Origin of the sequence: Fibrobacter sp. UWH5 (genome assembly GCF_900142505.1) — a bacterium.
Classification (GTDB): domain Bacteria; phylum Fibrobacterota; class Fibrobacteria; order Fibrobacterales; family Fibrobacteraceae; genus Fibrobacter.
In genome coordinates, this window is the sequence record NZ_FRBB01000008.1 from 57,809 (window position 1) to 83,136 (window position 25,328).

The 25,328-nt window shown below is 50.9% G+C and carries 28 protein-coding genes; 19 read left to right on the plus strand and 9 right to left on the minus strand.

Annotation, left to right across the window (positions count from 1 at the left end; translation table 11 throughout):
- Window positions 1-24 precede the first annotated feature (24 nt).
- Complete coding sequence (gene mscL / locus BUB38_RS08480; RefSeq protein ID WP_073159537.1) at window positions 25-474, minus strand: large conductance mechanosensitive channel protein MscL; 450 nt, start codon at window positions 472-474, stop codon at window positions 25-27.
- Between the two features lie 84 nt (window positions 475-558).
- Between mscL and BUB38_RS08485 the strand changes: the two genes are divergently transcribed.
- From BUB38_RS08485 to BUB38_RS08525, 10 genes are all read left to right on the plus strand, one after another.
- Window positions 559-1,428, plus strand: coding sequence for a DMT family transporter (locus BUB38_RS08485; RefSeq protein WP_073159539.1), 870 nt, complete (start codon window positions 559-561; stop codon window positions 1,426-1,428).
- Between the two features lie 22 nt (window positions 1,429-1,450).
- Window positions 1,451-2,002 carry a dephospho-CoA kinase gene (gene coaE / locus BUB38_RS08490; RefSeq protein WP_073159541.1) on the plus strand — a complete coding sequence of 184 codons (552 nt, stop codon included), beginning with the start codon at window positions 1,451-1,453 and terminating at the stop codon, window positions 2,000-2,002.
- Between the two features lie 9 nt (window positions 2,003-2,011).
- A complete protein-coding gene (locus BUB38_RS08495; protein WP_073159543.1) occupies window positions 2,012-2,335 on the plus strand; it encodes a DUF3392 family protein in 324 nt (107 codons plus the stop codon).
- Window positions 2,336-2,364: 29 nt separating this feature from the next.
- A complete protein-coding gene (locus tag BUB38_RS16320) occupies window positions 2,365-2,535 on the plus strand; it encodes a hypothetical protein (RefSeq protein WP_158236688.1) in 171 nt (56 codons plus the stop codon).
- A 1-nt stretch (window position 2,536) separates the two neighbouring features.
- Complete coding sequence (locus BUB38_RS08500; protein WP_073159545.1) at window positions 2,537-4,039, plus strand: Na+/H+ antiporter NhaC family protein; 1,503 nt, start codon at window positions 2,537-2,539, stop codon at window positions 4,037-4,039.
- 355 nt (window positions 4,040-4,394) lie between these two features.
- Window positions 4,395-5,018 (plus strand): GNAT family N-acetyltransferase, encoded by a 624-nt coding sequence (locus BUB38_RS08505; RefSeq protein ID WP_073159547.1) that lies wholly within the window; start codon window positions 4,395-4,397, stop codon window positions 5,016-5,018.
- 95 nt (window positions 5,019-5,113) lie between these two features.
- Complete coding sequence (locus BUB38_RS08510) at window positions 5,114-5,962, plus strand: TIGR02147 family protein (protein ID WP_073159549.1); 849 nt, start codon at window positions 5,114-5,116, stop codon at window positions 5,960-5,962.
- On the plus strand, window positions 5,959-7,365 hold the full coding sequence (locus tag BUB38_RS08515; RefSeq protein WP_175547659.1) for a carbohydrate binding domain-containing protein: 1,407 nt from the start codon (window positions 5,959-5,961) through the stop codon (window positions 7,363-7,365). Before BUB38_RS08510 ends, BUB38_RS08515 begins: the two co-directional genes overlap by 4 nt.
- 115 nt (window positions 7,366-7,480) lie before the next feature.
- Window positions 7,481-9,259, plus strand: a complete 1,779-nt coding sequence (locus BUB38_RS08520; RefSeq protein ID WP_073159553.1) for an alpha-1,4-glucan--maltose-1-phosphate maltosyltransferase — start codon at window positions 7,481-7,483, stop codon at window positions 9,257-9,259.
- Between the two features lie 124 nt (window positions 9,260-9,383).
- Window positions 9,384-10,139, plus strand: a complete 756-nt coding sequence (locus tag BUB38_RS08525; protein ID WP_073159555.1) for an acyl-[acyl-carrier-protein] thioesterase — start codon at window positions 9,384-9,386, stop codon at window positions 10,137-10,139.
- Window positions 10,140-10,166: 27 nt separating this feature from the next.
- Here BUB38_RS08525 and BUB38_RS08530 read toward each other — a convergent pair whose 3' ends face one another.
- Window positions 10,167-10,718, minus strand: a complete 552-nt coding sequence (locus BUB38_RS08530) for a carbohydrate-binding family 9-like protein (RefSeq protein ID WP_073159672.1) — start codon at window positions 10,716-10,718, stop codon at window positions 10,167-10,169.
- Between the two features lie 199 nt (window positions 10,719-10,917).
- Here BUB38_RS08530 and BUB38_RS08535 point away from each other — a divergent pair, with 199 nt between their 5' ends.
- Window positions 10,918-11,244 (plus strand): SpoVG family protein, encoded by a 327-nt coding sequence (locus tag BUB38_RS08535; protein WP_073159557.1) that lies wholly within the window; start codon window positions 10,918-10,920, stop codon window positions 11,242-11,244.
- A 10-nt stretch (window positions 11,245-11,254) separates the two neighbouring features.
- The gene (locus BUB38_RS08540; protein WP_073159559.1) at window positions 11,255-12,814 is read left to right on the plus strand and encodes a YifB family Mg chelatase-like AAA ATPase; all 1,560 of its coding nucleotides are present in this window, start codon (window positions 11,255-11,257) and stop codon (window positions 12,812-12,814) included.
- 104 nt (window positions 12,815-12,918) lie between these two features.
- Here BUB38_RS08540 and BUB38_RS08545 read toward each other — a convergent pair whose 3' ends face one another.
- Both BUB38_RS08545 and BUB38_RS08550 read right to left on the minus strand, forming a co-directional pair.
- Window positions 12,919-13,284, minus strand: coding sequence for a dihydroneopterin aldolase (locus BUB38_RS08545; protein ID WP_073159561.1), 366 nt, complete (start codon window positions 13,282-13,284; stop codon window positions 12,919-12,921).
- Entirely contained in the window at window positions 13,278-14,306 is a 1,029-nt protein-coding gene (locus BUB38_RS08550) for a hypothetical protein (RefSeq protein WP_073159563.1), read from the minus strand. Before BUB38_RS08550 ends, BUB38_RS08545 begins: the two co-directional genes overlap by 7 nt.
- 252 nt (window positions 14,307-14,558) lie before the next feature.
- Between BUB38_RS08550 and pgk the strand changes: the two genes are divergently transcribed.
- A complete protein-coding gene (pgk, locus tag BUB38_RS08555; protein ID WP_073159565.1) occupies window positions 14,559-15,803 on the plus strand; it encodes a phosphoglycerate kinase in 1,245 nt (414 codons plus the stop codon).
- A gap of 252 nt (window positions 15,804-16,055) precedes the next feature.
- On the opposite strand, the gene BUB38_RS16325 is transcribed toward pgk, so the two are convergent.
- Window positions 16,056-16,208 carry a hypothetical protein gene (locus BUB38_RS16325; RefSeq protein ID WP_175547660.1) on the minus strand — a complete coding sequence of 51 codons (153 nt, stop codon included), beginning with the start codon at window positions 16,206-16,208 and terminating at the stop codon, window positions 16,056-16,058.
- A gap of 45 nt (window positions 16,209-16,253) precedes the next feature.
- On the opposite strand from BUB38_RS16325, the gene BUB38_RS08560 reads away from it, so the two are divergent.
- The 6 genes from BUB38_RS08560 (at window position 16,254) to BUB38_RS08585 (ending at window position 21,796) form a co-directional block, all read left to right on the plus strand.
- Window positions 16,254-16,664, plus strand: coding sequence for a hypothetical protein (locus BUB38_RS08560; RefSeq protein ID WP_139258344.1), 411 nt, complete (start codon window positions 16,254-16,256; stop codon window positions 16,662-16,664).
- A 72-nt stretch (window positions 16,665-16,736) separates the two neighbouring features.
- A complete protein-coding gene (locus tag BUB38_RS08565; protein ID WP_073159569.1) occupies window positions 16,737-17,087 on the plus strand; it encodes a hypothetical protein in 351 nt (116 codons plus the stop codon).
- Between the two features lie 78 nt (window positions 17,088-17,165).
- Window positions 17,166-18,422, plus strand: coding sequence for a hypothetical protein (locus BUB38_RS08570; RefSeq protein WP_073159571.1), 1,257 nt, complete (start codon window positions 17,166-17,168; stop codon window positions 18,420-18,422).
- Between the two features lie 61 nt (window positions 18,423-18,483).
- Window positions 18,484-19,098 (plus strand): imidazole glycerol phosphate synthase subunit HisH, encoded by a 615-nt coding sequence (hisH, locus tag BUB38_RS08575; protein WP_073159573.1) that lies wholly within the window; start codon window positions 18,484-18,486, stop codon window positions 19,096-19,098.
- Window positions 19,099-19,301: 203 nt separating this feature from the next.
- Entirely contained in the window at window positions 19,302-20,117 is an 816-nt protein-coding gene (locus BUB38_RS08580; protein ID WP_073159674.1) for a TIGR02147 family protein, read from the plus strand.
- 101 nt (window positions 20,118-20,218) lie between these two features.
- Window positions 20,219-21,796 carry a hypothetical protein gene (locus BUB38_RS08585; protein WP_139258346.1) on the plus strand — a complete coding sequence of 526 codons (1,578 nt, stop codon included), beginning with the start codon at window positions 20,219-20,221 and terminating at the stop codon, window positions 21,794-21,796.
- Here BUB38_RS08585 and rph read toward each other — a convergent pair whose 3' ends face one another.
- The 4 genes from rph to bioB all read right to left on the minus strand — a co-directional run bounded on the left by rph (window position 21,797) and on the right by bioB (window position 25,172).
- Window positions 21,797-22,522, minus strand: coding sequence for a ribonuclease PH (gene rph / locus BUB38_RS08590; RefSeq protein WP_073159577.1), 726 nt, complete (start codon window positions 22,520-22,522; stop codon window positions 21,797-21,799).
- A gap of 107 nt (window positions 22,523-22,629) precedes the next feature.
- Entirely contained in the window at window positions 22,630-23,481 is an 852-nt protein-coding gene (locus BUB38_RS08595; protein WP_073159579.1) for a prephenate dehydratase, read from the minus strand.
- 41 nt (window positions 23,482-23,522) lie between these two features.
- Entirely contained in the window at window positions 23,523-24,173 is a 651-nt protein-coding gene (locus tag BUB38_RS08600; protein WP_073159581.1) for a C40 family peptidase, read from the minus strand.
- A 24-nt stretch (window positions 24,174-24,197) separates the two neighbouring features.
- A complete protein-coding gene (gene bioB, locus BUB38_RS08605; protein WP_073159583.1) occupies window positions 24,198-25,172 on the minus strand; it encodes a biotin synthase BioB in 975 nt (324 codons plus the stop codon).
- Between the last annotated feature and the right edge of the window lie 156 nt (window positions 25,173-25,328).

Genomic DNA, 25,328 nt, shown 5'->3' on the forward strand with positions numbered 1-25,328 from the left:
AAAATCAAATTGATTGTTGGACTATTACTTCTTGAGAAGGTCGCGGATTTCGGTGAGCAGCTTTTCTTCTGCAGACGGTTCAGGAGGAGCCGGCGGTGCAGGAGGTTCGGCGGGCTTTTCTTCAGCCTTGCGCATGTTCTGCATGAAGCCCAGGAACTTCTTCATGACGAGGAAGACCACGATGGCCACGATGAGGAAGTCGACGATGCCGCCGATGAAGTTACCGTAGGGGATAGCGACGCCAGCATCGGTAGTGTAGGTGAGGGACTTGAGGCCTTCGCCTGCGTCCTTGGCACCACCCATGGCGATGAGAGCGGTAACGCCCGGCATCACGATGTCGTTAACGAAAGAAGTGACGATCTTACCGAATGCACCACCGATGATCACACCGATAGCCATGTCGACGATGTTGCCCTTGAATGCGAAGGCCTTGAATTCTTCGATCAGGGATGTTGCTTTTCCTTTGATACCCATGTGGGGCTCCTTTTATGTTAAGATTATCTTAAAAATAGTTTAAACCTTGGGGTTTTCAAGTGGGATTTCTACATTGTGTGCGTTATGTCATGGTTGATTTTGGCCCTCGCCTCGGCCATTTTTTTAGGATTTTACGACCTGGCCAAGAAAAAGTCGGTCCAGGGGAATGCTGTACGGCCCGTGCTCTTCATGTGCAGCGCATTTTATGCCTTGCTCATGCTTCCGGTTCTTTTTACGGGAAATTGTCAGAGTCTTCCCTGGCAGAGTCATCTTTTTTTGGCGGGTAAGGCCATGATTGTGGGCGGAAGCTGGATTCTGACTTACAACGCCCTGGCCCATTTGCCTCTTTCTATTGCAACGACGATTCGCGCGCTGGCGCCTGTCTTTACCATCTTCCTGGCGGTGACCTTGATGGGGGAACGCCCCTTTGCCATGCAGTGGGCCGGTGTGGCGGTGTGCCTTTGCAGCTATGTGGCGCTGAGTCTGGCTGGCCGAAAGGAAATGGGACATTTCTTTAGCAACGGCTGGGTGATCTGCATGGTCCTGGGCACAATGCTTGCGGCTTGCAGTGGCGCCTACGACAAGTTTATCTTGCAGCGTATGGATTTCGAGCCGACGACGGTGCAGGTGTGGTTCAGCATCTACATGCTTCTGTGGCAATTCGCAGTTTGCGCCATTACCTGGTTCCCCAAGCGCAAGACCACCACGCCTTTCAAGTTCCGCTGGACATTCCTTCTGGTGGCGGTTCTGTTGACGGTAGCTGACCGCTGTTATTTCTTGGCGGTGAGCAACCCCGATGCCTTGATTTCGTTGATTACGGTGTTCCGCCGTTCCAGCGTGCTTATTGGTTTCGTGGCGGGTCTCGTGTTGTTCAAGGAACGCAAGAGTCCGCTGAAGTGGACCGCCCTCTTCGGCATCATCACGGGTCTTTGCATGATTGCCTTGGGCAAGTAGCCCTTGATTTTTAGCGGTAATTATGATCGGTATAACAGGTCAGATTGGTGCAGGAAAATCCTTCGTAGGACACAAGCTCCGCGAACGTAAAATCCGTGTAATCGATGCAGACCTGGCCGTGCATCAGCTGTACCGCGACCATGGTGAATTGCGCTCAGCCATCGCCAACGAATTCGGCCCGGAATCGCTGACGGAATCCGGCGTGAACCGCAATTTTTTTGCCGACCTGATTTTTAGGGATGCGGGCGCCCGACTCCGCCTAGAAAATCTGGTCTATCCGGTTTTGACTTCCTACCTCATCAAGGAAAATCCCGACTTTGTGGAGGCCGCCCTTTTCGAGAATGTCCCTGAACTGGTGGAACATCTGTCTGAAATCTGGGTGGTCATGGCCTCGCCAGAAGTGCGTCTCCAGCGCCTTACCAAGAACCGCAATATGAACGAGGCCGATGCCTTGCGCCGCATGGAACTGCAGAAGGACAAGGATTCCGAAGAGGCCTGGCGCAAATTATTCCCGAACAAGCCTCTGCGGTTTATCGACAACTCCTCGGTTGACACACTTCCTAATCTGTTTTAGATTAGGGGCATGAATCACTACATCCACGAGTTTGCAGGCTTTCTCAGATTCCACATGGATTCTATTTCGGTGGGTATCATCGCCACGCTTCTAATGATTTATGGCGCATCCATCAATGGCTACTTCAAGAAGATTACCAGGAGCGTGCCCTTTGTGGGCCGTTTCGCCTTGTTCGTGATTCTGTGTTCTGCTGGTTATGCTTTCATCAGTTCACAGGCGGTTAAACTTTTCAAGATGTTCCTGATGAACCAGGCCGACTTGCCCTTGATCGGAATCATCGCGGGGAGTTTTGTGGTGCTGGCCATTATGGCTTACCGCGGTAAGGATGTTTGATTTTTAAGACTTCGTTCAAAGGAGATTGTATGAGCGAAAAAAAGATGGATAACGTAAGGGCCATAATGGCCCTGAATGATATGAAGGTGTACGCCAATTCAAGGGCACTAGATGCCTTGAACTACGCAATTGCCGTCCTTGAAAAGCTGGAAGAATCTGGCATCAAGCAACCCCTCGCCAGTTTAGAAAAGGAACCTTAATATGGAACAGTGGATTTTTGCTAGCGGAACTTTCTGGGCTCTGGTTCCCCCGATTGTGGCTATTGCCCTTGCCTTGCTGACAAAGGAAGTCTATTCTTCGCTTTTTGCCGGTGTGGTGATTGGCGCCCTTTTCATTAGCCAGGGTAGCTTTCCGACTTTTTTGGATTCCATTTTCAAGAATGGCCTTGTAGCCAAGGTCTCTGATCCCTGGAACGTAGGCATCCTCCTGTTCCTAGTCATTCTTGGAACCATGGTCGCCCTCATGAATCGTGTGGGTGGTTCGGCAGCCTTTGGTGAGTGGGCCAAGAAGCGCATCAAGACAAAGACGGGAGCCCAGCTGGCCACGATCTGTCTTGGCATCCTGATTTTTATTGACGATTATTTTAACTGCCTTACGGTGGGTAGCGTTATGCGCCCCATTACCGACAAGTACAAGGTCAGTCACGAAAAGCTTTCTTACCTTATCGATTCTACTGCGGCCCCGGTCTGCATTATTGCCCCCATCAGTTCCTGGGCTGCCGCTGTGTCGGGCTTTGTGGAAGGCGAAGATGGACTGGGACTTTTCATCAAGGCGATTCCCTTTAATTTTTACGCCCTGTTTACCTTGCTTGCCATTTTCCTGGTTGTTTTTTGGAAAATCGATTTCGGTGCCATGAAGAAGTTTGAGTCCGCCGTTGAAATCGCTGCTGCGAAAAGGGAAGAACCTGTCGTTCCTGAAGGTCGTGGCAAGGTGATGGACCTGGTGCTCCCCATTGTGCTGCTCATTGTCTTTTGTACCATCGGTATGATTTATACAGGTGGATTCTTTGCCAGTGGTAAGGAGGCCAAGGGCTTTGTGGATGCGTTCGGTGCAAGCGATGCTTCTATCGGTCTTGTGTTGGGTTCCTTCGCTGCTCTTGTACTGACTGTTATTTTGTATGTGTCTCGCGGTGTACTTCGCTTTGGCAAGTGCATGGAATGTCTGCCGGCAGGTTTCAAGGCCATGGTTCCCGCCATTCTTATTCTGAGTCTCGCCTGGACCTTGAAGGGCGTAACAGATACTCTTGGTGCAAAGGAATTTGTTGCCGGTGTCGTAAGCGGCAGTGCGGCGAGTTTCATGAATTTCATGCCCGCCATCATCTTTGTCATTGCGGCATTCCTGGCTTTTGCGACGGGAACATCCTGGGGGACTTTCGGCATCCTGATTCCTATCGTGGTGGCAGCCTTTGGCGGTGTTGACTACAGCCTCATGGTGATTTCTATTTCTGCATGTATGGCTGGTGCCGTTTGCGGAGACCATTGCTCTCCCATTTCGGATACGACCATCATGGCCAGCGCCGGCGCTCAGTGCGAACATGTGAACCATGTGAATACGCAGCTGCCCTACGTACTTTACGTGGCCAGCGTTTCCTTCGTGACCTTTATTATTGCGGGCTTTACCCGCAGTGCTGTTATCTCGTTGATCCTGGGTGCTTCCATGATTGTGGGTGGTCTGTTCCTGATCAAGAAGAGAATGCGGAAGTAAGACGGTCGCGCCTAAATACGAAATTTTAACGGCGAAAATTGTAAAAAAAAGTTAAGCATCCCGTGGTTTTGATATAGTTCACACCCGGGATGTCTTTTTGTGATTATCTTCTTACATTCGTTGTTTTCCTGAAATTGACTTTGTATTTTCTCATTCGTAAAACTTGAGGAACCAATATGAAGTCACATGAACTTTTCATTGTCAAACAGATTGTCGTTCTTTCCGTGATTGCAGCTGTTCTAGGTTACGTTTACGGTTAAGTTTAACACTGAGAGAGAAAGGTCGGTGCGGTATATCTGCGCCGGCTTTTTTTTATACGGTGGAATGCCGGGTGGTGAGTTTCTAACTTTAAGGCATGGATTCTTTTGAGGAACATTTTTCCGAGGTGTTTGAAACCGCGAACCTGAAGGGGGCGCGGGTAACGCTTGTTGGCCTGCGGGAACTGGACGAGGCGGCGTCTGACGCGCTGTACCAAAAGATTTGCGGTTCCCGGGAATTTCTTCTGGAACACTTACCCTGGATTGCGGAAACGTCTCCTGCGGATCTTAGAAAGAGGGCCCGCTCCTGGTGTCTGCAGGCTCACTTGTCCCAGGGCGGCTGTTGGCAGATCTTCGAAACGGCAGAAGGCGGCTCGAACTCCATTGCGAACGTCGCCGAAAACTCCGTCGGGAACCTGGCTGGCTTCCTGATGATGGACGTGAACATGGGGAACCATTCTGCCACCTTGAGTTATTGGCTGTTCAGGGAATTTACCGGTCGCGGTCTCATGACGGAATCCCTGGAGTGCCTTTGTAGGTTTGCCCTTGACACTCTGCGGTTAAACCGATTGGAACTTTTCTCCTCGGTGGAAAATCCCAAAAGTCAGGGGGTGGCTCGCCGCTGTGGGTTCCGCGAAGAGGGTATATGTCGCGATTTTGAGTTAAAAAACGGGATTTTCGTGGATCATGTCCGTTTTTCAAGGCTAGCCCGCGACGGTTAGGAATTGTTTTTCTGGTTACAGAATGTTTACTCGAGTAAACAACAAAAAGAGATTATTTTTTCAATATTGAGGCGCACTCTTCTATTTTTCTAAGTATGGAAAATGGGAAAGAAAATATCCTCGTAGAACCTGATGTTCTGCAGTACACCAATTACAGGGTGTACCTTAGGGACTATTACGAGTATAAGAAGAAGACCACTGCGGCCTTCAGTTTGCGTTTTTTTGCCGAAAAGGCCGGGCTTTCTAGTCATGCTCATCTGAAACTTGCCATCGACGGCAAACGTAACATCACAAAGAACACTGCTACCAAGCTTATCCACGGTCTCGGTCTCGAGAATCAACGTGCCGCATATTTTGAAAGTCTGGTTTTCTTTAACCAGGCGACAACTGACGAAGACAAGAAAATCTACTACGCCCAGTTGATCAAGGCAAGCCCTCGCTCCAGGCTGCACAAGATGGACAAGGCTCAGCTTCGAATTTTTAAGGAATGGCATCATTCCGCAATTCTGGAAATGGTGGGACTCAAGGATTTCCGTCCTATCCCCGACCAGATTTCCAATCGTCTCCGTGGCTTGATTACCCCGGCGCAGGTGACTGAATCCCTGAACTTGCTGTTGGAGTTGGGTCTGCTGGTAAAGACCGCTAACGGTTATAGACAGAGTAATCCGCTGATTACGACCGACGACGAAGTCCAGGATGTTGTGGTCAAGATGTACCACAACCAGATGCTTAGCCTTTCAAACAAGATGCTGAACGACCTTCCGGGTGCCGAAAGGGACGTTTCCGCCTTGACTTTTGGAATTAAGCGCTCTGATTTCGTTAATTTGAAGAAACATTTGCAACTTATGCGAAAAGAACTACTAGATTTCTCTGCAAAAGCCGGAGAAGCTGAAGAGGTTGTACAAATCAACATTCAGCTGTTCCCGCTGACTCGAGGAGTGTGATGCGTTTCTTTTTGTCCATAGCCGCTTTCGCCAGCTTGATGCTAACTGGTTTGTCGTTGGTCGCCTGTGCCGATGACAAGTCTGTCGCTGGTATAGAAATTGGCAACCCGTCCCTGGATAATCCTATCGCCGATGGGGATACCACGGGACAGGATTCTATTCCCGTGATTACTCCGGATGATTCCATTCTTCCGGAACCGGAAGAACCTGTGTCCCTGCCGCTTACCGCTAGCTTTGTTGTGGATTACGATAAGGGTACTGCCGCCCGTGCGCTTACAAAGGCTACCTCCAGCGATAGTGCTGTGATTCTGGATACCTTTGCACTGGAACTGACGAATGTCCGTACATACAACAGCATTTACGTCAGTGTGACGGACACCATATTGACCCGCGGTCTGACGGTCTGGCCCTACGAAGGGTCCGACGTGGAAACCATGCCTATTTCCTTTACGGAACAGTCCTTTGTTGAAGAAGATTTCAGCAAGATCGACCTGTTGCCTGAATCGGACTTCTACCTGAAGGAAATTGGTGTTTCCTTCAAGCCCCATAAGGCCGGCAAGGTTTATGGCCGAGTGCTGCGTGATGGTAAGTATGTTCCCTTTATCTTTAGCCTGTCTCACTTCCAGGCTTTGCAGTTGCGCTATCATTATTCCCAGATTGAAATCGATTCCGCGAAGAATGTGGCAAACCTGCAGGTGGAGTTCCGCGTCAAGAAGTTCGCTGACGGTCTTGACTTCTCCAAGGCTGATTTGTCTGACGGCGTTATCCTCATCGACGAAAAGAATAACGCGGCCCTTTGGGATTCTCTGAATAACCGCTTCATTCCTAGCTTCCAGCCGCTGCGCTATAAGTACCTGGAAGTTGGCGAAGCTGATACGGCCGGTGTCGAAAATGTGGAACGCATGGACTACGTGAACGACATCTGGAAGAATATCGCTGCAGGTCTTGGCGAGAACACCTTGATCAATGGAAACTTCAAGTCTCCCTTTACCACCGATTGGATCTTCAAGACCCAGCTTGGCGGCAAGGCCGACACCGCTATCGTTACCGAAAGGAGTGGCGACCGTATCATGAAGGTGAACGTGACCAAGGGTGGCAACTACTCTTACAGCGTTCAGCTCATGCAGGAGAATGTGGCTCTCATTGCCGGTGTCAAGTACAAGTGTATCTTTACCATCTGGTCTGAAGTGGAAGGCGAGATTACGGTTAGAATCGGTTCCTACTCCACTTACGAAGCGGTTGGCTTCTCGGAACACAAGGAAGTGGCACAGACCGGTCAGTCTATCGAGATTGAATTTACTCCCGAAGTGAACGATCCCTTTGCCCGCTTTGAACTGAATCTGGGCAAGACGGAAAGAACCCTCCGAATCAAGGAAGCCCAGGTCCTTCGTTTGAGTAAGTAAGATCGCAAGGAAACAACGCAGACTTTTAAAGGCATCCTGGTGGGTGCCTTTTTTCTATAACTTTGATGGAACGTCTATAACCATTATCCTTTAACCTTTCTAATTTTATAGCACTATGGCAATGATTCCTACTTTAAAAGACAATCTCGTTATCGAGAATATCCGCCCGAACATCGAGGGCGGCCGTTTCATGATCAAGCGCGAACCGGGTGATTCCGTGACCGTGCAGGCAGACATTTTCCGCCACAGCCACGAGAAGTATGACGCCGCAATTTTTTACCGCCATGTCCCCGTAGAAGGCAAGGCCAAGAAGACCACCAAGGCCGCAGCAAAGCCTGCCGCCGTCAAGTGGGAACAGGCTCCCATGCATTTCGTTGACAACGACCTCTGGGAAGGTTCCTTTACCGTCAACAACATCGGTTACTACGAATACAAGATTTGCGCCTGGACCAAGGAACCTAAGGATGTTCCTACTGAAAGCCCGGTGATGAAGCTCCGCGTTGACCCGGCTTATGCACGTACCGGTACTTGGTACGAAATGTGGCCCAAGTCCCAGGGTACCGACGCCACCAAGAGCGCTACCTGGAAGGACTGCGAAACGCAGCTGGACTACATCGCTGACCTCGGCTTCGATACAGTTTACCTGGTTCCCATTCACCCCATTGGTGTCACCAACCGTAAGGGTGCCAACAACGCCCTCCACGCCAAGACCGACAAGAAGGGTAAGCCCCTGGAACCGGGTTGCCCGTATGCCGTTGGTAACAAGTTTGGCGGTCACTACGCTACCGACCCTGAACTGGGCTCCATGAAGGACTTTGAACATTTTGCCAAGGCTGCACGCTCCAAGGGTTTGCGCCTGGCTCTGGACATCGCCTTGAACTGCTCCCCGGATCACCCCTACGTTAAGGAACATCCGGAATGGTTCTACCACGAACCTGATGGCTCCATCAAGTTTGCTGAAAATCCGCCCAAGAAGTACGAAGACATTTACCCCTTCGACTACTACAACAAGAACTACAAGGAACTGTGGCAGGAAATCGAGAACATCATCCTGTTCTGGGCCGATAAGGGCATCGAAATTTTCCGTATCGATAATCCCCACACCAAGCCCTTCCCCTTCTGGGAATGGCTCATCGCCGACGTCAAGGAAAAGCGTCCGGAACTGGTGTTCCTGGCAGAAGCCTTCACCCGCCCCAAGATGATGCATCGCCTGGCCAAGGCTGGCTTCGACATGAGCTACACCTACTTCGCATGGCGTAGCGCCAAGTGGGAATTCGAACAGTACCTGAAGGAACTGACCCAGTCCGACGCCAAGGAATACATGCGCGGCATCTTCTTCCCGACCACACCGGACATCTTCCCCAAGTACCTGGCTTACAAGGGTGCAAATGCCTTCAAGCAGCGCTACTTCCTGGCTGGTACCTTGAGCAGCCTTACCGGTATGTATAACGGTTACGAACTCTGCGAAAACATTCCTTCTCCCATCAAGGAAGAACTGCAGGATTCCGAAAAGTACCAGTACAAGGTTCACAACTGGGCTGGCCCCGGCATCCAGGACTTCGTCCGCCGCGTGAACACCGCCCGCCTTGAACATCCGGCTCTCCAGGAATACGATAACCTGGACTTCCACTACTGCGCCAACGACCAGCTCATGGTTTACTCCAAGAAGTCTGGCGAAGACGTTCTCCTGTTCGTCTGCAACATGGACATGGATAACGCCCAGGAAGGCATGGTGGAACTGGATATGTCTAAGCTCGGCCTGAACGAAGATTCCTTCTTCTTCCTGAAGGACTTGCTCACCGACGAATCCTTCGTCTGGCGCGGCAACAAGAACTTCGTCCGTCTGGATCCCAACAAGGCTCCTGGCCATCTCTTGGTTCTTAAAAAGATCTAAGAGTTGAACGTCGCGGCCTCGCGAACGAAACTTTTTCAGGAAGTACCGACATTTTTGCCGGTACTTTTTCTTTTTTGCATATATATTAATCAAGTAAACTATTCACTCTTCACTCTTCACTGCCATGATTGATATTTATTCTCTTGCAAAAAATCCCCTTGTTTTTCAGAAGCCCCGTACCGTTACGTCGGCTTATATTGACGTGTCCGGGAAAATGGGCGTGGCCCAGACGGTTCTTATGGTCCAGGATAACCTCTGTGAAAATCTGGGGAAACTCAAACAGGATAATTTTTTCGTAAAGGAAAAGGGCGGCTATTGGGTTATTTCCAAGGCCAAACTGAAATTTTTCCAGCGCCCGTTCTGGGGTGATAAGGTGGTGACGACTTCATACCCTACAAGTAACAGCCTGATTCGAACTTATGAAAGTACCGCCATTACCACAACCGAGGGCGAACCCATTGTGTTGGCCGTACAGGAGGCCTGCTGCCTGGATTTGGTACGTCATCGTCCCATGAAACTTTCTACGGTGGGCTTTCCTACAGAGGGGTTCCCGGAACAGGTCCTCGATGACAAGTTTACCAAGTTCGAAGTGACTCCCGATGAGTACGAAGAGATTTACCAGCAGCGGGTTCTGCCTCAGCATCTGGACATGTCTCATCATATGAACAACATCAAGTACATCGAATTGTCGATGAACGTGTTCTCTTCTGCAGACTGGGAACTTTGTACTCCCTCCGAAATGGAAGTCCATTTTTTGGGAGAGTCCATGGAAGGAACTCTGCTGAAGATTTTCCGTGCGGACCACAAGGGCGCCACCTACATGAAGATTGAAGATGAGACAGGACGTCAGGTCTTCGAAATGAAAATCAAGATGAAATAAAAAACGCGGCAGTAATCGCCGCACACTTTATACAAATTCTCTGAAGAATTCGGGCCGGTGAAAATCCGGCTTTTCTGTTTCTACGGGGAAGGCGCTCAGATAGTGGGGCGACTGGGACTTGTCGCCGCATTTATAGAGGTTGCCACGAAGAGACTTTCCGACAAATGAATTCAGTCCGAAGAGGCTGGCGGGAATCTGTACGGTCATTCCCCAGCAGACCAGGTTCCCGGCGACGCTGGCCACTTGCTTTGTGCGGATGACCTTGTTGATGTCTTCCTGGGACAGGGTGGTACGGTTGTTGCGATCTGGCCCGTGGGCTGCCAGCAGGAAACCTCGGCTTGTCGTTTCGAAGTTGAAGTACTCGCTGGGGTTTGCTGGGTTCTGCAGGAAAATTTCTACGCAGGAATCTTCCCAACTGCGGCCGTTGTCTTCTTGCACTTCGGCACGGAAGCAGGTGTCGGGTTCCTCGATGGTAAAGCTGACGGTAAAATAGTCGGCGCTGATTTCTACGTCGGCAAGGACTGAGGGGAGAACTTTTCCCTGATTCTGAGGCCAGTTTAGATTTGCATTAAGAAGCATGGCTATAAGATAGATAATCACTGATTAATCAGTGATTAATCGCTGCTTAATTTAGAATGAAAAAATGGGAATGCCTTTTTTTGATGAAAAAGGGCGTTTTTGTATTTGGCATGGCTTTTGCATTAAGGGGGCGTCATCGGACGGTTTTGGAAACCGTTAGATGTTGGATAAGTTAACGCCAATGACTTAGGAGGTCTTTATGGCAGAACAGATAAAAGAAAATGAAGTCAAACAGGCAACAAGTCAGTTTGATTGTCTTGCGGTCACCAGTGTCCAGGTTTTCCCTTTTAAGGAAGGACCTAGCATGGGACATATTAAGGGGCTTGCCACCGTAGTCCTGAATGACCAGATGTTGATTCGTGGTCTTCGTGTGATGGATGGTGAAAACGGTATGTTTGTGGGCTATCCGAACGATCCTTTCTATAAGGGCGAGGAATTCCGCACCATTTGCTCTCCCGTTACCCGCCAGCTCCGTGAACACATCGAAAACTGTGTTCTTGAACGCTATCAGGCCGCCATGGCCTAGGAAGGTTCTCTTGTTCCATAGAATCCGTTCTTACTGCCTGTTTGGAATAAAGGCTGTTCCCGTAAGCGTCGAGGTCGACGCCTCTCAGGGGCTGCCGGGTTTTACTTTGGTTGGATTACCTGACAATGCGGTAAGGGAATCTAGGGAACGAGTGGTCTCGGCCATCCGTTCCATAGATAAGGTGGTGACAGGTTTCCGAACGACGGTGAACTTGTCGCCCGCGGATTTGCGGAAGGAGGGCAGTGCCCTTGACCTGCCGTTGGCTATCGGTCTTCTTGTGGCTACCGGCGAAATTGAAGTTCCTGATTTGGAACGGTTGGTGTTTGTGGGGGAACTTTCCCTAGATGGTTTGCTGAAGCCTGTTCGTGGAGTCCTTTCGGTGGCCATGAGTCTCCCTGATCGCAAGAGAGACGTTCTTGTGGTGCCTCGGGGGAACGAACGGGAGGTGCGTCTTGTAGAAGGTGTGCGGTACGTGTGTGCGGATTCCCTAAAGGAATGCGTTGGTGTGTTAGAAAAGGGGGCTGTGTCTAAGGCTGTTTCGGCGGCGGGACTGGCTGCCGCGCATGGAGCGGAGAGGGGCGCTGGACAGGGGTATGCCTGCATACAGGGAATACCAGACTTTAAGAATGTCATCGGGATGGAAGGGGTCAAAAGAGCTCTTGAGGTGGCTGCTGCCGGAGCCCATAATTTCCTGTTGGTTGGTTCTCCCGGTGCGGGAAAATCTTTATGTGCCAAATGCCTTCCGGGAATCCTCCCCGAAATGACGGATGAGGAAATTCTCGAGACGACCCGCATACATTCCTGCGCAAGGGCTGCAGGGGATATGGAATGCTTTAAGCCGGTAATGGTTCGTCCTATCCGGACGCCACACCATTCGGCGTCTATGGTGTCTCTTGTTGGGGGCGGCGTGCATTTGCGGCCTGGGGAGGCTAGCATGGCTCATAATGGCGTTTTGTTTCTTGATGAACTCCCCGAATTCAACCGCAGTGTCCTGGAGGCTTTGCGAGAACCGATGGAAGAGGGACTCATTTCGGTGAGCCGGGCTAGCGGAACGGTCGTGTGGCCTGCTCGTTTTATGATGGGGGCTGCCATGAATCCTTGCCCCTGTGGCTATGCCATGGATGCAAAACGGAGCTGTACGTGCCTGCCGGAAGCCCGCAAGCGATATCAGGAAAAAATTTCGGGACCGCTGCTGGATCGTATCGATATCCAGGTCAGTGTGCCCTCTGTGGAGGCATCCCAGTTTGCCAGCGGGGCCACTATATCTGAGACTTCTGCAGACATTCGCAAGCGGGTCTGTGAGGCTAGGGCCTTGCAGAGGGATCGCTTTAAGAATCTCCCTTTCAAGACCAATGCGGAAATGTCGTCCGAAGCGGCGAAATCGTTCTGCAGGTTGTCTGCAGCTACCGAGCGTTTTGCCATATCTGCCGCCGACAAGATGGGCTTGAGTGCACGAGGCTACTTCAGGCTCCTGAAGGTGGGACGGACCATAGCTGACCTTCGCGGGGCTCCTGCCGTCGAAATTCTGGACCTGTCCGAGGCGCTTCGCTATCGTTCCTTTCGCTCCTGATTGAACGTTGTAAAAGAACTTTCTCCTCCGTCCCCTCATCACAAGCAAAGCGCCTCTCCTAACGGAGGGGCGCTTCTTGCTTAATCTCTTGTTTTATCTCTTGCTTAGCGTCGCATCCTAATGGATGATTCTGCCCCGACGCAATCAGGGATGGCGCACGGCTTTCTGACGGAAACCTCGACGGCCTGAGCCTTGGGATAATTCCCGAGAATGCGTTCGGCGCAGCGGTACACCAGGGTTTCTTCCAGCTGGAAACAAGAAAGGCGGATAAACCCTTTCAGGTCTTCCGCCAGTTGTGCATAGTCTATGGAGTGTGCCAGGTCTTCGTTTCTGGCAGCGAGGGTAAAATCAGACCAGACGGTCACGTTCAGTACGATCGGCTGTTCGTTTTCGCGTTCATAGGGAAGGGTCCCGATGATGCAGTCGAAAGTAAGGTCCCGAAGGCTGATTTTACCGAGTTCTGTTACCATACGTAGAGAACGACTGCGCCTGCGATAGATGCGCCTGCTACGCCGAACCAGATGTTACGGGCAGAAGCATAGGAATCGTGGGTCTTCTTGTTTTCGTTCATACGGTTCTGGAGGCTCTGCATGGTCCAGTAGACGGGGCCTTCTTCGGTGGTTCTAAGCACGTACTCGCCCTTGGAAATCATCACTTCTTCACAGCTGGGGTTGCCGTTACAGGCGCGGAGGAGGTTGCCCTTAAGTTCGTCCAGGTCGTCGTAGGCGCTCTGGGCCTTGTTGGCTTCCTTCTGCTGGAGGATGCCCATGACGATGCTTGCTGCGGCCAGGGCGGTGAGACCCACTGCGCTCCAGAAGCGGACTTCGTCAGCGATACCGAAACGGTCGCCTACGTTGCCTGCTGCGTCGCTGGCTGCCTGGTCACGGCTGTCGGCTGCAGAGTTGTCTATCGGAGCGGTAGTCTTGTACTGGAAGACGTCATCATCGTCTTCGCAATCTTCATCGTCGTCGCAGTATTCGTCACTGCTGGTTGCAGCGGCAGCGGTTTCGGCGACAGGTTCGTCGGCGCCTTCGCCCTTGAGGGTCACGGGGCTGCCGTCAATGAAGACGATTGCAGAGGAAAGACCGTCGGCGAAGACGGACTTGCCATCGAAGTATACCTTTTCGACGTCCTTGTCGGCGTCCATGCCGCGCTTGGAGTAAACCTTGGCGGTCAGGAGCTTGGAGTAGTCGACGCCGTCAGCGGTCATGGCGGTCATGGAGGACAGGTCGCCTGCGGAGCCCTGGTAGAGCTGGTAGGTCGCGTCGTTGTCGCCGAACGGGTCTACAAACTTCTGACGGACGACCAGACGGCCATCCTGGAGGGATTCCACTTCGTCTGCCGGGATAGTCTTCAGTTCGCCACCGAATTCGGCAGAGATGTATTCGTCGGGAGTACCGGCGTCCTTAGCATCAAATTCATTGATATCGTACGGACCGGCAAAAGCGGACACGACAGAAAGGCACAGGGCCCACAAAATTGAACGTTTCATTTGATAACTCCAATATGGACTATTTTTCGTGAAATATATAAAAAAAAGATTGAAAATTCACAAAGGAAAGTTTTTTGCAGTATACAAAGGTAAATGATTAAGGGATAGTCGGATAGATGATGTAAATTATATAAAGAAAAGTTTACAAAAGTATGCTTTGCATAGTTGATTTGTGCATTTGACCATGTTTTTTTGCCCCCTTTTACTATATTTTAATCCGTAAATTTTAACTCTAACCAGAAGGTGCTAATCATGGCAAAGCTTTCTATTGAAGATCTCGAACTCGCTGGCAAGCGCGTGTTCATCCGTGTCGACTTCAACGTTCCCCAGGACAAGGTCACCGGCGAAATCACCAACACCAAGCGTATCGAAGCTGCTCTCCCCACTATCCAGTGCGCTCTCGATAAGGGTGCTGCTGTTATCCTCGCTTCTCACCTGGGCCGCCCCAATGGCGAAGTGAACATGAAGTACACTCTCGCTCCCGTTGCCAAGAAGCTCGAAGAACTCATCAAGAAGCCGGTGAAGTTCCTCTCTGACTGTGCAGGTGCAGAAGTTGAAGCTGCTTGCGCTGCTATCAAGCCGGGTGAAATCATCCTCCTCGAAAACCTCCGCTTCCACATCGAAGAAGAAGGCAAGAAGAAGGACGCCGAAGGCAACAAGGTTAAGGCTGACAAGGAAGCTGTCAAGGCATTCCGCGCTTCTCTCACCAAGCTCGCTGACGTCTATGTTAACGACGCTTTCGGTACCGCTCACCGCGACCACTCTTCCATGACTGGTGTTGAACTGCCGCAGCGCGCTGCTGGCTTCCTCATGAACAAGGAACTCAAGGCATTCGACGCAGTTCTCAACAACCCCCCGCGTCCGTTCCTCGCAATCCTCGGCGGTGCTAAGGTTGCCGACAAGATCCAGCTCATCAACAACCTCCTGGACAAGGCTGACAAGATCATCATCGGCGGCGGCATGGCATTCACCTTCAAGAAGGTGATCGACAATATCGAAATCGGTTCTTCTCTGTTCGACGAAGAAGGCGCAAAGCTGGTTCCGGAACTGATGGCTAAGGCTAAGGCTGCTGGCAAGGAAATCATCCTCCCGGTTGACTACATCGCTGCTGACAAGTTCGCTGCTGACGCTGCTACCAAGGCTGTTTCTGACGCTGAAGGTATCCCCGCTGGCTGGATGGGTCTGGACGTTGGTGCAGAATCCACCAAGAAGTTCGTTGAAGCTATCAAGTCCTCCAAGACCATCGTTTGGAACGGTCCTGCAGGCGTGTTCGAATTCGAAGCATTCGAAAAGGCTACCAAGGCTATGGCTGACGCCATCGTCGAAGCTACCGCAGCTGGCGCAATCACCGTGATCGGTGGTGGCGATACCGCTACTGCAGCTAAGAAGTACGGCGCAGACAAGAAGGTCACCCACACCTCTACCGGTGGTGGCGCTTCTCTCGAACTCCTGGAAGGCAAGGTCCTGCCGGGCGTCGCAGCCCTGACCGACAAGTAACTTGCGATGATAAGCGGCGCATTGCCGCGTTGCTCGCCCCCTCACGTACGAAAGTACGCTACGGGGGCTCGCGCCTTGCACTGCTTGCTTCTAATCGCAAATTACATTTGCGTTTTAGAGAAATTGTGAATTGAAAAAATCCCGATGGAAGTCGGGATTTTTTTGTATTTGGGGGAGGTGGGCTTGCGCCTTGCGGACCACTACGGTTGAATTGAACGGAAATGACTTTGATAACCGTAGTCAAGCTCTAAGTCATTGTTGGCTGGCGTTGGGGTTGACGGTTTCGTCGTGCTCCTCGAATTGGCTCACTTTCTTGAACCAGTAGTCTTCACTGTTGATGGAGCTCATGTTGTTGATGATGGCGTCCAGATCTAATTCTTCATTGTTGTTGTTTTCGTTAGGCATGTACTGAATATAGTATTATCTGTTTAATTTTGTATTTTTGCAGTCATGAACAAATTGATTTGGGGGTTAGTTTTGTTGATTTCTGTAGGGGCGGCTCAGGCTCAGCTTGTTCCCAAGGGTATGGCTATCTACGGCAGTGTGGACGGGACTGATGTTGTGCCGCAGGAGGAGTCTTCCTATGGGTCGGAAAATTCTGTGCCTGATTCGTTGCTGAACTGGAACGAAGACCGTGCCGTTTTTGCGGATAGTGTGTCCATTTACATGAAGGATTACAACTACAATATTGGCAAGGCTAAGCAGTTTGCCCGCTATGGTGGGATTTGTGGTAGGGCAGGGCTTGGTATCGCCCTTATCGGTATTGATATGCTGTCCGCGGGACTTGCCATGGACAAACGCAGTTTTGATAATGCGTTCAGTTATGGCGGTGTTGCAATGATTACGGGCGGATTTCTTTAAGCAGAAAAAGATTGATTACCAGCGGAGACATTCCGTTTTGCAGACAAGTGACTATTAAAACGTGAGGTTTTTATGGCAGAAAAGATTTCTGAAATTTCAAAGGTGTATCACAAGGAACACGGCAACTGCGCTGTGTCTGTGACTTATGGTTATTGGCGTGCCCAGGGCAAGTCTGAAGCGGAAGCTCTGGAACTGGCCATGGCTGTAAAGCAGTTCAGTGGCGGTCGTGCTCCGGAGGGAACTTGCGGCGCCTTACATGCGGCAAAGCTGTTGGCTCCTGCCCAGTCTGATGCCATTGTGGAGTTCTTCAAGAACGGTGCCAAGGGCTGCACCCTGTGTAGTGAAATTCGCCCCAATGGGGTGATTCCCTGCAACCGCTGTGTGGAATTGGCGGGCGAGGCGCTGGACTCCTTGAATAAATAGGGCGGTCTGGGGTTTTATTTTGCGATTCCATTAAGTATCTTTGTGTCGGTGTTCGGGTATTTAGGAAAAGGAGACTTGATGAAGAATCGTTTTGGACTTTTGGCCCTTACGCTTTTTGTGGCGGGTTGCAGTTTTTTCGTGGCATGTGGCGAGTCAGCCTCTGAAGCAGAAAATTCGGATCCGGTTCCTCAGGCGGAATCTAGTTCTGCCATGGGAACGGCTGACCCCGCTGAAGTTTTTTCGTCGGCTGTAGTAGAAGTCCCCCAGACTTTGCCCTGCGCTCCCGAGGAGGAGGGCGGTTTTGTGTGGATCGAAACGGGTAAGAGTTATTACCGTTGCGAGTCCGGTTTGTGGACTGCGTATGACGTGGCGCCTCATAAGAGAGGTTTCGATCCGTGCCAGTTTAATTTTGGTGCGGCCTGGAGTACCGACAAGGAACGCGATTCTACGAATTACGCCGGCCTGGACTATATTGCGGTCTGGCTTGGTGATAACGATTTCTATAACGGCTTTGAAGAACGTATGGTAAAGATGAGCGTGGAAATTGGCGCGACTCCCATGATTTACGCTTACGTGATTGCCGAGTTCGACAAGGATCATGGAATTGACGACTGCAATATTTCCAAGGCAGAAAAGACCCATTGCTCCCATGGGGCCCAGATGATTCGCGAATATTTTGCGGACTCCATTTTGTATCGTTATGCGGCTTATGCCAACGGTATGCGTGAACAGCTGATTTACCGTCTGGAGGTGGATGCGGATACTTATGAATCCATCTGGCTGATTGAACCGGATTTTTATCAGTATTCCGAAACGGCTTCAAGGCAGAAGGAAAGATACGATGGAACTGTCCAGGAAGGAGGCGGCATTCCCGATTCCCTAATGGGCGTGTACTTCAAGCAGATCGTGGATACCATTCGTGCCTACTTGCCTGCGGCAAAGATTGCCATCGATATTTCACCCTGGATTGGCGATAAGGATACGGCCCTGTTTGCCCAGTGGTATTCCAACTTTGACATGAGTATCGTGGATTTTGCGGGAACTTCCGGCGGTTCGTCCCTGGCGACATCCGAGAAGATTGTGGCTGCCAATTCTGCCACCTGGGCGAAGATTCATGAGGTGACGGGCAAGCCCATTCTTGCGGATGCGGGCTATGGTGCCGGTGGCGCAAGTAACGGCCACAAGAAGCCTTGGGATGATGTCCAGAACATCAAGGCCAGAATGGCCAACGGTGTTGTGGGTATTATGCAGATGAATGCCGCTAACGATTTCCCGGTAAGGGCTGATACCATCAGGCCGCAGCTGAATTATACGTTCCCCTGGTGCAATAACTAGGGCGGCACTTCGACGGTTTTAATCTTTTTTCTATCTTTGCGGTTGTAAAAACGAGGTTTCTATGTCTATTATCGTAGTTGACTACAACGCTGGCAACTTGACGTCTGTGATGAACGCTTTGGAACACATCGGTGCCGATGCTGTTTCTAGCCGCGATCCCGAAGTGATTGCCAAGGCTGATCGCCTGATTTTCCCTGGCGTTGGCGCTGCGGCTTCGGCTATGGAAACCTTGACTAGGACCGGAATCGGTGAGGCCATCAAGACGGTGGTGAAGGCCGGCAATCCTGTGCTTGGTATTTGTATCGGTTGCCAGATCATTCTGGAAGAATCCGAAGAAGATGGCGGAGTCAAGACTTTGGGTCTGATTCCCGGCAAGGCTGTGCGCTTTAAGGATGAACCGGGCCTGAAGATCCCTCACATGGGTTGGAACCAGGTGGAATTTACCCGCGAACACCCCATTATGAAGGGCATCGCCAGCGGTAGCGATTTCTACTACGTTCATTCCTATCACCCGGTGGTGCCTGCGGAGTATAGCTTTGCTGAAACTACTTACGGCACCCAGACCTTCCAGGGCCTTATTGGCAAGGATAACCTGATTGCTTCCCAGTTCCATCAGGAAAAGAGTGGTGATGTGGGGCTTGCCATGCTGAAGAACTTCTGCGACTGGAAAGTTTAATTCGCCTTAGCCAATTTTTTACTTTATAGTTAGACCGTGTTAATCCGCGGTCTTTTTTTATAATAAAAAAATATGGATTCTTGGTTAAGAGTCTGGTAGTTTACGTCTATTTTTATTGATAAAATAAATTTTGTATCATTGATTTATTGACGAATGATACAAAATAAATTATGTTTGCCTTCGCCGTCAAGGCAGGTAAATTTTTGAATCCCATAACCGATTATCAAAGCTATCGCTGCTATATGCAGGAGTTTTATGAGGAGCGTAAGCGAACGGATTCGTTTACGTGGCGAGAATATGCCCGTCTGGCAGGGTTTTCTTCGCCTACCTACCTGAAGTTGGTTTGCGAGGGCAAAAGTAGCCTTAGCGAGGCGGGAATCGGCAAGGTGGCCGACGCCATGGGGCTGAAGGGTTTTGATTACGTCTATTTCCGTTACCTGGTGCAGTTTAACCAGGCTAAAGATGACGAGTCCCGCAAGAAGGCGTTCGGTGCCATGCAGGAAGTGGCCAAGTCAAAAAAGATCCGCGTGCTGGATGGCGACGCCTACGCTTATTTTGAGTCCTGGAAGAATCCGGTGCTGCGTGAATTAGTGGCCATGATGCCGGGTGCCACTCCCGAGGCTATGGCAGCCATGTGCTGGCAGCCGGTAAGTGCCGACGAAGTCTGCGCTTCGCTTGATTTGATGGTAAAGTTGGGTTTGTTACAGAAGAAGGGCCGTAATGTTTATGTGCAGACGGATAAGGCTCTCGTGGGGAATTCCGATGCGATTCCCGTGGCTGTACGGACGATGCATCGGGAAATGGCTGCGCTTGCTCAAAAATCTATAGATGCGTTTGATGTGAATGATCGAAATATTATGGGTGTTACAATGAGTGTTGATCGTGAAGCTTACGAACAAATTGTGGAGGAACTGCTTTCGTGCCGACGAAAAATAGCCTCCATTGCCAATGCCAGCAGAAAGCCGGATCAGGTATATCGTTTGAACTTACAATTGTTTCCTTTGACAAGGAAAATCTAGAAAGCTGATTTGGGACGGCTAGGATGAGTAAAAAAAATATTGCATTCTCTATTGTTTTAACTAACGCGCTTTTACTGGGTGGTTGCGGATCGGACCGCCACATGGTTTTTGACGAAGGATCCACCGAAGAAAACAATGCTTCTGTTGAAGTGGTCCACATTGAAGATGTAAACGTGGTGGACGTACCCGGAACATGGTCTATGTTGGATGGTGGTGAAGGGTCTGAAATTAAATGGGACGTTGACGGTGATAAAGTCTTTTCAAGGACTTGGCTGAAATCGGCTCAAAAGAAATGTGGCGGTTTCTGCGGAACGGTTGTTCTTGGAAAGAGCTCGTCTGACAAGGTGGCTTCCGTTGGGTTTAATCTGGATCTTTCCAAGGAACGGAATGATACGCTGGTTTTGGCGGATGTTTCGTCTTGGGGACAGTTGTGCGTGGAATATGCTTCTGGCCTGGATGTTCGCGTCGACCTGGAATCAATGGATTCGACAGGTGTTGTCGTTGAGGATTCTCCGACGGCCTTGTATAAAAAGACGTCTGGCGATTCGGTCGAAGTTCGTTGTGTTGGCTGGGAAAAATTCAAACCGAAAAAGTCCGGAAAAATTCCGGGTCTTGAAGCAGTGAAACGTCTGGTTTCCCTTTCGTTCTACTTTGAGGGGTCTCCTGGGATGAGTGGCTATTTTAACATCCGGAAGCTGGGGGCCCTGGTGGTCGGTAGTTTCAAGGAGACTCAAGAAGAAAAAATTGATGACCCTCCAGCAGATTCTCTAGCAGATTCACCAGTGGATGATTCTGTAAATGTTCCTGTAGATTCTTCTGGTGGAGATACGTTGCTTATTACGTCGTCGGAATCTAGCTCGGGAGAAATAGCGTCTTCGGCGGAGTCCAGCTCCGGAGAGATTGACTCATCAGCGGAAACTAGTTCGGCGGAATCGACCTCTTCGGCGGAATCAAGTTCGTCAGCGGACACAACCTCGTCTGCGGATTCAACTACGTCGTCGGAATCTAGTGCGGATACGTTGATCACTCCTGCGAAACGGACGATTGATACAAATGATTTGGTGGAGTTATGGGATGGATCAATAAGTTATGAGGTAAAAACAGAATTTTGGGAAATGGATGAATACGGAGCTCCCTGGTATGCTTTTGATGATCATGTTTATGAAGGTTCTTCTACGATTACGTGGCCGGTCTCGTTAGGAGGCGGCTTTGATTCGGGATCTTTAGATGAAGTCATCGAAGAATGTCTGGGTATTTGTGGTACGATTGAATTTGGCGATGTGGCTAAAGGAAAACCACCGTTTGTGGGGGTTGTCTTTGACGTGAAGGGATCTTCTGATTTAATTGCGACGGCTAGGCCTGTTGATGTGACTCCCAAATGGGATGGCGTGTGCGTCGTGTACAAGTCCGACATGAGCGGAGCTATCGTTCTGGACCCGGGATTAGAAAAGGCGGAAGCGATGAGCTTCCAATTGCCTGAGGCGGTTTTTGAAAGCTCTTCTGAAATTGTCCGTAAATGTGCTTTGTGGAGTGATTTTACCAAACCCGATTCAAAAGAACCTTCCGACGAAAACGTGGAAGAATCTTTGGCGTCCGTTAGAATCAAGTTTGACGGAAGCTCGGGTAGTGGTGGATCTTTCGCAGTCTATCGAGTGGAAGCTGTCAAAGTCGCTGAATAATTACGGCAGTTCACCGCCAATCAGTTCCATCTGCTTTTTATAGATGTCCTTGCAGGCGTTTTCGCCCAGGTCAAGGAGGGTGTTCAGCATGGCGCGATCGAAGCTGGCGTGTTCGCCGGTGCCCTGGACTTCGATGAAGTTCTTGGCATCCTGCATCACCACGTTCATGTCGACGTCGGCTGCGGAGTCTTCTACATAGCAGAGGTCGCAGAGGGGCTTGCCGTTTACGACGCCTACGGAGATGGCGGTAATGGCGTGCTGGAGGATCTGTTCGGTGAGGCCCAGACGTTCCTTGATTTTCTTCAGGGCGATGGCCAGGGCTACAAATCCGCCGATAATGCTTGCGGTACGGGTGCCGCCGTCGGCTTCGATGACGTCACAGTCAATCACGATGGCGTTTTCGCCAAGGGCGGCCAGGTTTGCGGCTCCGCGGAGGGAACGACCTACGAGGCGCTGGATTTCCTGGGTGCGTCCGCTGGCACCTTTACGTTCGCGTTCGACGCGCTTGCCGGTACTCTGAGGCAGCAAGCTGTATTCTGCGGTAATCCAGCCAGTGCCGCGGCCAGCCAGCCAATCCGGAACCTTGGGGAGCAGGGTGGCGTTGCAGATCACGCGGGTGCGACCCATTTCGATAAGGACGGAACCGTCGGCGGAACTGATAAAGCCGGTGGTCATTTTCAGGTTTCTGTATTCGTCAAACTTTCTGTCGGTGCGTTCGTATGCCATAGAAAAATCCTTTTTCAATTATGATTTATGAATTATAAATTATGAGATTTAGTTTGGCGCCTACGGCGCGATTATTAATCTCGTACCTCGTAATTTGTAATTCGTAATTAGAACTTAAGCGTTTCAACGACGCCTTTCTTGAAGGTGCCAAGGATGTACACGAAGCTGGTGTAGTTTTTGAGTTCTGCCAAGGCGGCCTGAGCGTTCTCGTCCTTGATGTTTGCTTCAAAGGAAACGTGGAAGATGTAACCCCAGGGTTTATCGGGGTGGGGGCGGCTTTCGCAACGGGTCAAGTTCAGACCTCGCTTGGCGAAACAGCCCAGGGCGTTGTAGAGGGCGCCTACGGCCTTGTCGTCGGCCAGTTCGAAAAGGATGGTGGTCTTGGCGTTCTCGCTTTCGGTGAAGTCTGCGGGAGTTTTCTGGATAGCGTAGAAGCGGGTGAAGTTGGTTCCCTTCAGGTTTTCGAGGCCAGCCTTCAGAATGTCCAGATTGTAAATCTTGGCGGCGTATGCGCTGGCGATGGCGCCTTCGTCGCGGTTACCGCGGGCGGCCAGTTCTTCGGCAGAACCTGCGGTATCGAATGCAGGGATTGCCTTGATCTGGGGGTTTTCTGCAAAGAAGTGTGAGCACTGGGCCAGAGCCTGGGGGTGGCTGTAGACGCGCTTCAAGTCTTCAACTTTTACGCCGGGCATAACGCAAAGGGTGTGCTCGATGCGGAGCATGACTTCGCCAACGATGCGGTGACGCCACTTGTAAAGCAGGTCGTAGTTCGCTTCGATGGAACCTGCCGTAGAATTTTCGATAGGGATTGCACCGCCGTCGGCTTCACCAGTTTCAATGGCCTGGTAAATTTCTTCGAAAGTGTCCATGGGCAAAGTTTCGATGTCTTCGCCAAAAAGGTAGTGGGCTGCGCAATCGCTGTATGCGCCCTTGCGGCCTTGGAATGCAATTTTCTTCATGACGTTAAGTTAGAAAATTTGCGGTTCCTGTTGCGAACCCCCTATTTAAAACGCTTGGCTCCCTTGTACTTGGGACTCCAGTATTTGTCGTTCATGGGGCTGATCATTACGCCCTTGCTGGTGCTGGCGTGGGTAAACCGGTCGCCGCTCATGTAGATGCCGATGTGGCTGATGCCCCAGAAGTCTCCGAAGAAGACCAGGTCTCCTTCCTTCAGGTCGCCGCGGCTCACCTTCTTGCCGCGTTCATCCTTGTAGATGCCTTCGGCGTTATGTTTGAGGGCGATGCCGTAAAGCTCCTTGTAGATGACCATGACGTAGCCGGAACAGTCGATGCCCGATTTGCTGGTGCCGCCCAGTTTGTAGCGGGTTCCCAACCAGGGCTTGATGACCCCTTCTAGGGAGGTTGCCTTCTTGGGGGTGGCGCGTGCTACTTCTTTCTTGTTGATGGCGGCGTGGGCCTTGGCCGAGGAATTCTGACGAGGCGGTTTTACCGTGTCTTGGGGAGTTGTTGCTGCTGTTGCGACAGCTGCAGGTTCAGAGGTGGTCTGTGGGGCTGGCTGCTGAGCCTGCGCTGTTCTAGCGGGCTTGTAGCCTCCAATCCGCCGATCGTATCCAGTACGAACAGGAAAGGAGCAAGCCGAAAGGAATGCCAGGGTTAAAGCAAGAAATAGAATATTTCTCAGGAGAGCCATCAAGCGAAATCTAAATATTTTTCGCTAGTCCAGGAATCCGTGAGGTTCGAATCCGAGGCTCTTTACCAATTCGAAATCGGTGGCGCTGTTGACTCCGGCGGTGGTCAGCATGTCGTCGGTGATGGTGGCGTTGGCTCCGCTCTTGAATGCCTTTGTACCGTAATCGCCTAGAACGCCGCGGCCACCTGCCAAACGCAAATATGCCTTGGGATTGATAAAGCGATAGATGGCGACGATTCTGCAGAATTCGTCGTTGGTCATCTTGGGCAGATTTTCGAAAGGAGTTCCCGGAATGGCGTTCAACACGTTGATGGGAGTGGACTTGGCACCCAGTTCGCGGATGTCGATGCACATGTCGATGCGGTCTTCCATGGTTTCGCCAAGGCCCATGATTCCGCCGCTGCAAATTTCAAGGCCTGCGGCTACGGCATTCTGCAACACTCCGATTTTGTCATCGTAAGTGTGGGTGGTGCAAACGTCAGGGAAATGACGGCGGTAAGTTTCCAGATTATTATGGAAACGGGAAAGGCCCGCTGCCTTCAATTGATCAAACTGCTCGCGGTTCAGAAGACCGCTGCTGAGGCAAACGCTAAGCCTGGTTTCTTTCTTGAGGCGACGAATGGTTTCGCAAATCTGTTCTACGTCATTCTTGGTGAGAGTTCTGCCGGAGGTGACGATAGAATAGCGGGGGATGCCTGCGGCTTCCTTCTTCTTTGCGTCGGCTACGATTTCGTCGGCGCTGAGCAACTTGTATTCCGGAGCACCGGTGTGGTAGTAGCTGGACTGTGCGCAGTACTTGCAGTTTTCGGAACAGCGACCGCTGCGGGCGTTGACGATGGAGCAGAAGTCGAAATCGTTGCCGTGGAGTTTTTCGCGGATTTCGTTGGCAGCGGCGGTCAATTCTTCCAGGTCAGCGTCAAGTAGCTTGATGGCATCTTCACGGGTGGTAACGTAACCATCATTCAAAATCTTGTTTTTCAGTTCCTGGACGAAAGACATAAAAACTCCTTGGTTCGCGGCATGTCCCGACGGCTCAAAATATAGAAAAAGGCGAGTGTCGCGACAGAAAATTTATTTTCTGGCATGACCTAGCCGCACTATATGCACTGGAAGAGTGCCATATAGAAAAAGGCGAGCTGTGCCCGCCTATACTAT

Excerpts from the sequence above, each read along its gene's own strand:
- mscL (WP_073159537.1), bottom strand. The coding sequence starts at position 474 with ATGGGTATCAAAGGAAAAGCAACATCCCTGATCGAAGAATTCAAGGCC.
- BUB38_RS08485 (WP_073159539.1), top strand. The coding sequence starts at position 559 with ATGTCATGGTTGATTTTGGCCCTCGCCTCGGCCATTTTTTTAGGATTT.
- coaE (WP_073159541.1), top strand. The coding sequence starts at position 1,451 with ATGATCGGTATAACAGGTCAGATTGGTGCAGGAAAATCCTTCGTAGGA.
- BUB38_RS08495 (WP_073159543.1), top strand. The coding sequence starts at position 2,012 with ATGAATCACTACATCCACGAGTTTGCAGGCTTTCTCAGATTCCACATG.
- BUB38_RS16320 (WP_158236688.1), top strand. The coding sequence starts at position 2,365 with ATGAGCGAAAAAAAGATGGATAACGTAAGGGCCATAATGGCCCTGAAT.
- BUB38_RS08500 (WP_073159545.1), top strand. The coding sequence starts at position 2,537 with ATGGAACAGTGGATTTTTGCTAGCGGAACTTTCTGGGCTCTGGTTCCC.
- BUB38_RS08505 (WP_073159547.1), top strand. The coding sequence starts at position 4,395 with ATGGATTCTTTTGAGGAACATTTTTCCGAGGTGTTTGAAACCGCGAAC.
- BUB38_RS08510 (WP_073159549.1), top strand. The coding sequence starts at position 5,114 with ATGGAAAATGGGAAAGAAAATATCCTCGTAGAACCTGATGTTCTGCAG.
- BUB38_RS08520 (WP_073159553.1), top strand. The coding sequence starts at position 7,481 with ATGGCAATGATTCCTACTTTAAAAGACAATCTCGTTATCGAGAATATC.
- BUB38_RS08525 (WP_073159555.1), top strand. The coding sequence starts at position 9,384 with ATGATTGATATTTATTCTCTTGCAAAAAATCCCCTTGTTTTTCAGAAG.
- BUB38_RS08530 (WP_073159672.1), bottom strand. The coding sequence starts at position 10,718 with ATGCTTCTTAATGCAAATCTAAACTGGCCTCAGAATCAGGGAAAAGTT.
- BUB38_RS08535 (WP_073159557.1), top strand. The coding sequence starts at position 10,918 with ATGGCAGAACAGATAAAAGAAAATGAAGTCAAACAGGCAACAAGTCAG.
- BUB38_RS08545 (WP_073159561.1), bottom strand. The coding sequence starts at position 13,284 with ATGGTAACAGAACTCGGTAAAATCAGCCTTCGGGACCTTACTTTCGAC.
- BUB38_RS08550 (WP_073159563.1), bottom strand. The coding sequence starts at position 14,306 with ATGAAACGTTCAATTTTGTGGGCCCTGTGCCTTTCTGTCGTGTCCGCT.
- pgk (WP_073159565.1), top strand. The coding sequence starts at position 14,559 with ATGGCAAAGCTTTCTATTGAAGATCTCGAACTCGCTGGCAAGCGCGTG.
- BUB38_RS16325 (WP_175547660.1), bottom strand. The coding sequence starts at position 16,208 with ATGCCTAACGAAAACAACAACAATGAAGAATTAGATCTGGACGCCATC.
- BUB38_RS08560 (WP_139258344.1), top strand. The coding sequence starts at position 16,254 with ATGAACAAATTGATTTGGGGGTTAGTTTTGTTGATTTCTGTAGGGGCG.
- BUB38_RS08565 (WP_073159569.1), top strand. The coding sequence starts at position 16,737 with ATGGCAGAAAAGATTTCTGAAATTTCAAAGGTGTATCACAAGGAACAC.
- BUB38_RS08570 (WP_073159571.1), top strand. The coding sequence starts at position 17,166 with ATGAAGAATCGTTTTGGACTTTTGGCCCTTACGCTTTTTGTGGCGGGT.
- hisH (WP_073159573.1), top strand. The coding sequence starts at position 18,484 with ATGTCTATTATCGTAGTTGACTACAACGCTGGCAACTTGACGTCTGTG.
- BUB38_RS08585 (WP_139258346.1), top strand. The coding sequence starts at position 20,219 with ATGGTTTTTGACGAAGGATCCACCGAAGAAAACAATGCTTCTGTTGAA.
- rph (WP_073159577.1), bottom strand. The coding sequence starts at position 22,522 with ATGGCATACGAACGCACCGACAGAAAGTTTGACGAATACAGAAACCTG.
- BUB38_RS08595 (WP_073159579.1), bottom strand. The coding sequence starts at position 23,481 with ATGAAGAAAATTGCATTCCAAGGCCGCAAGGGCGCATACAGCGATTGC.
- BUB38_RS08600 (WP_073159581.1), bottom strand. The coding sequence starts at position 24,173 with ATGGCTCTCCTGAGAAATATTCTATTTCTTGCTTTAACCCTGGCATTC.
- bioB (WP_073159583.1), bottom strand. The coding sequence starts at position 25,172 with ATGTCTTTCGTCCAGGAACTGAAAAACAAGATTTTGAATGATGGTTAC.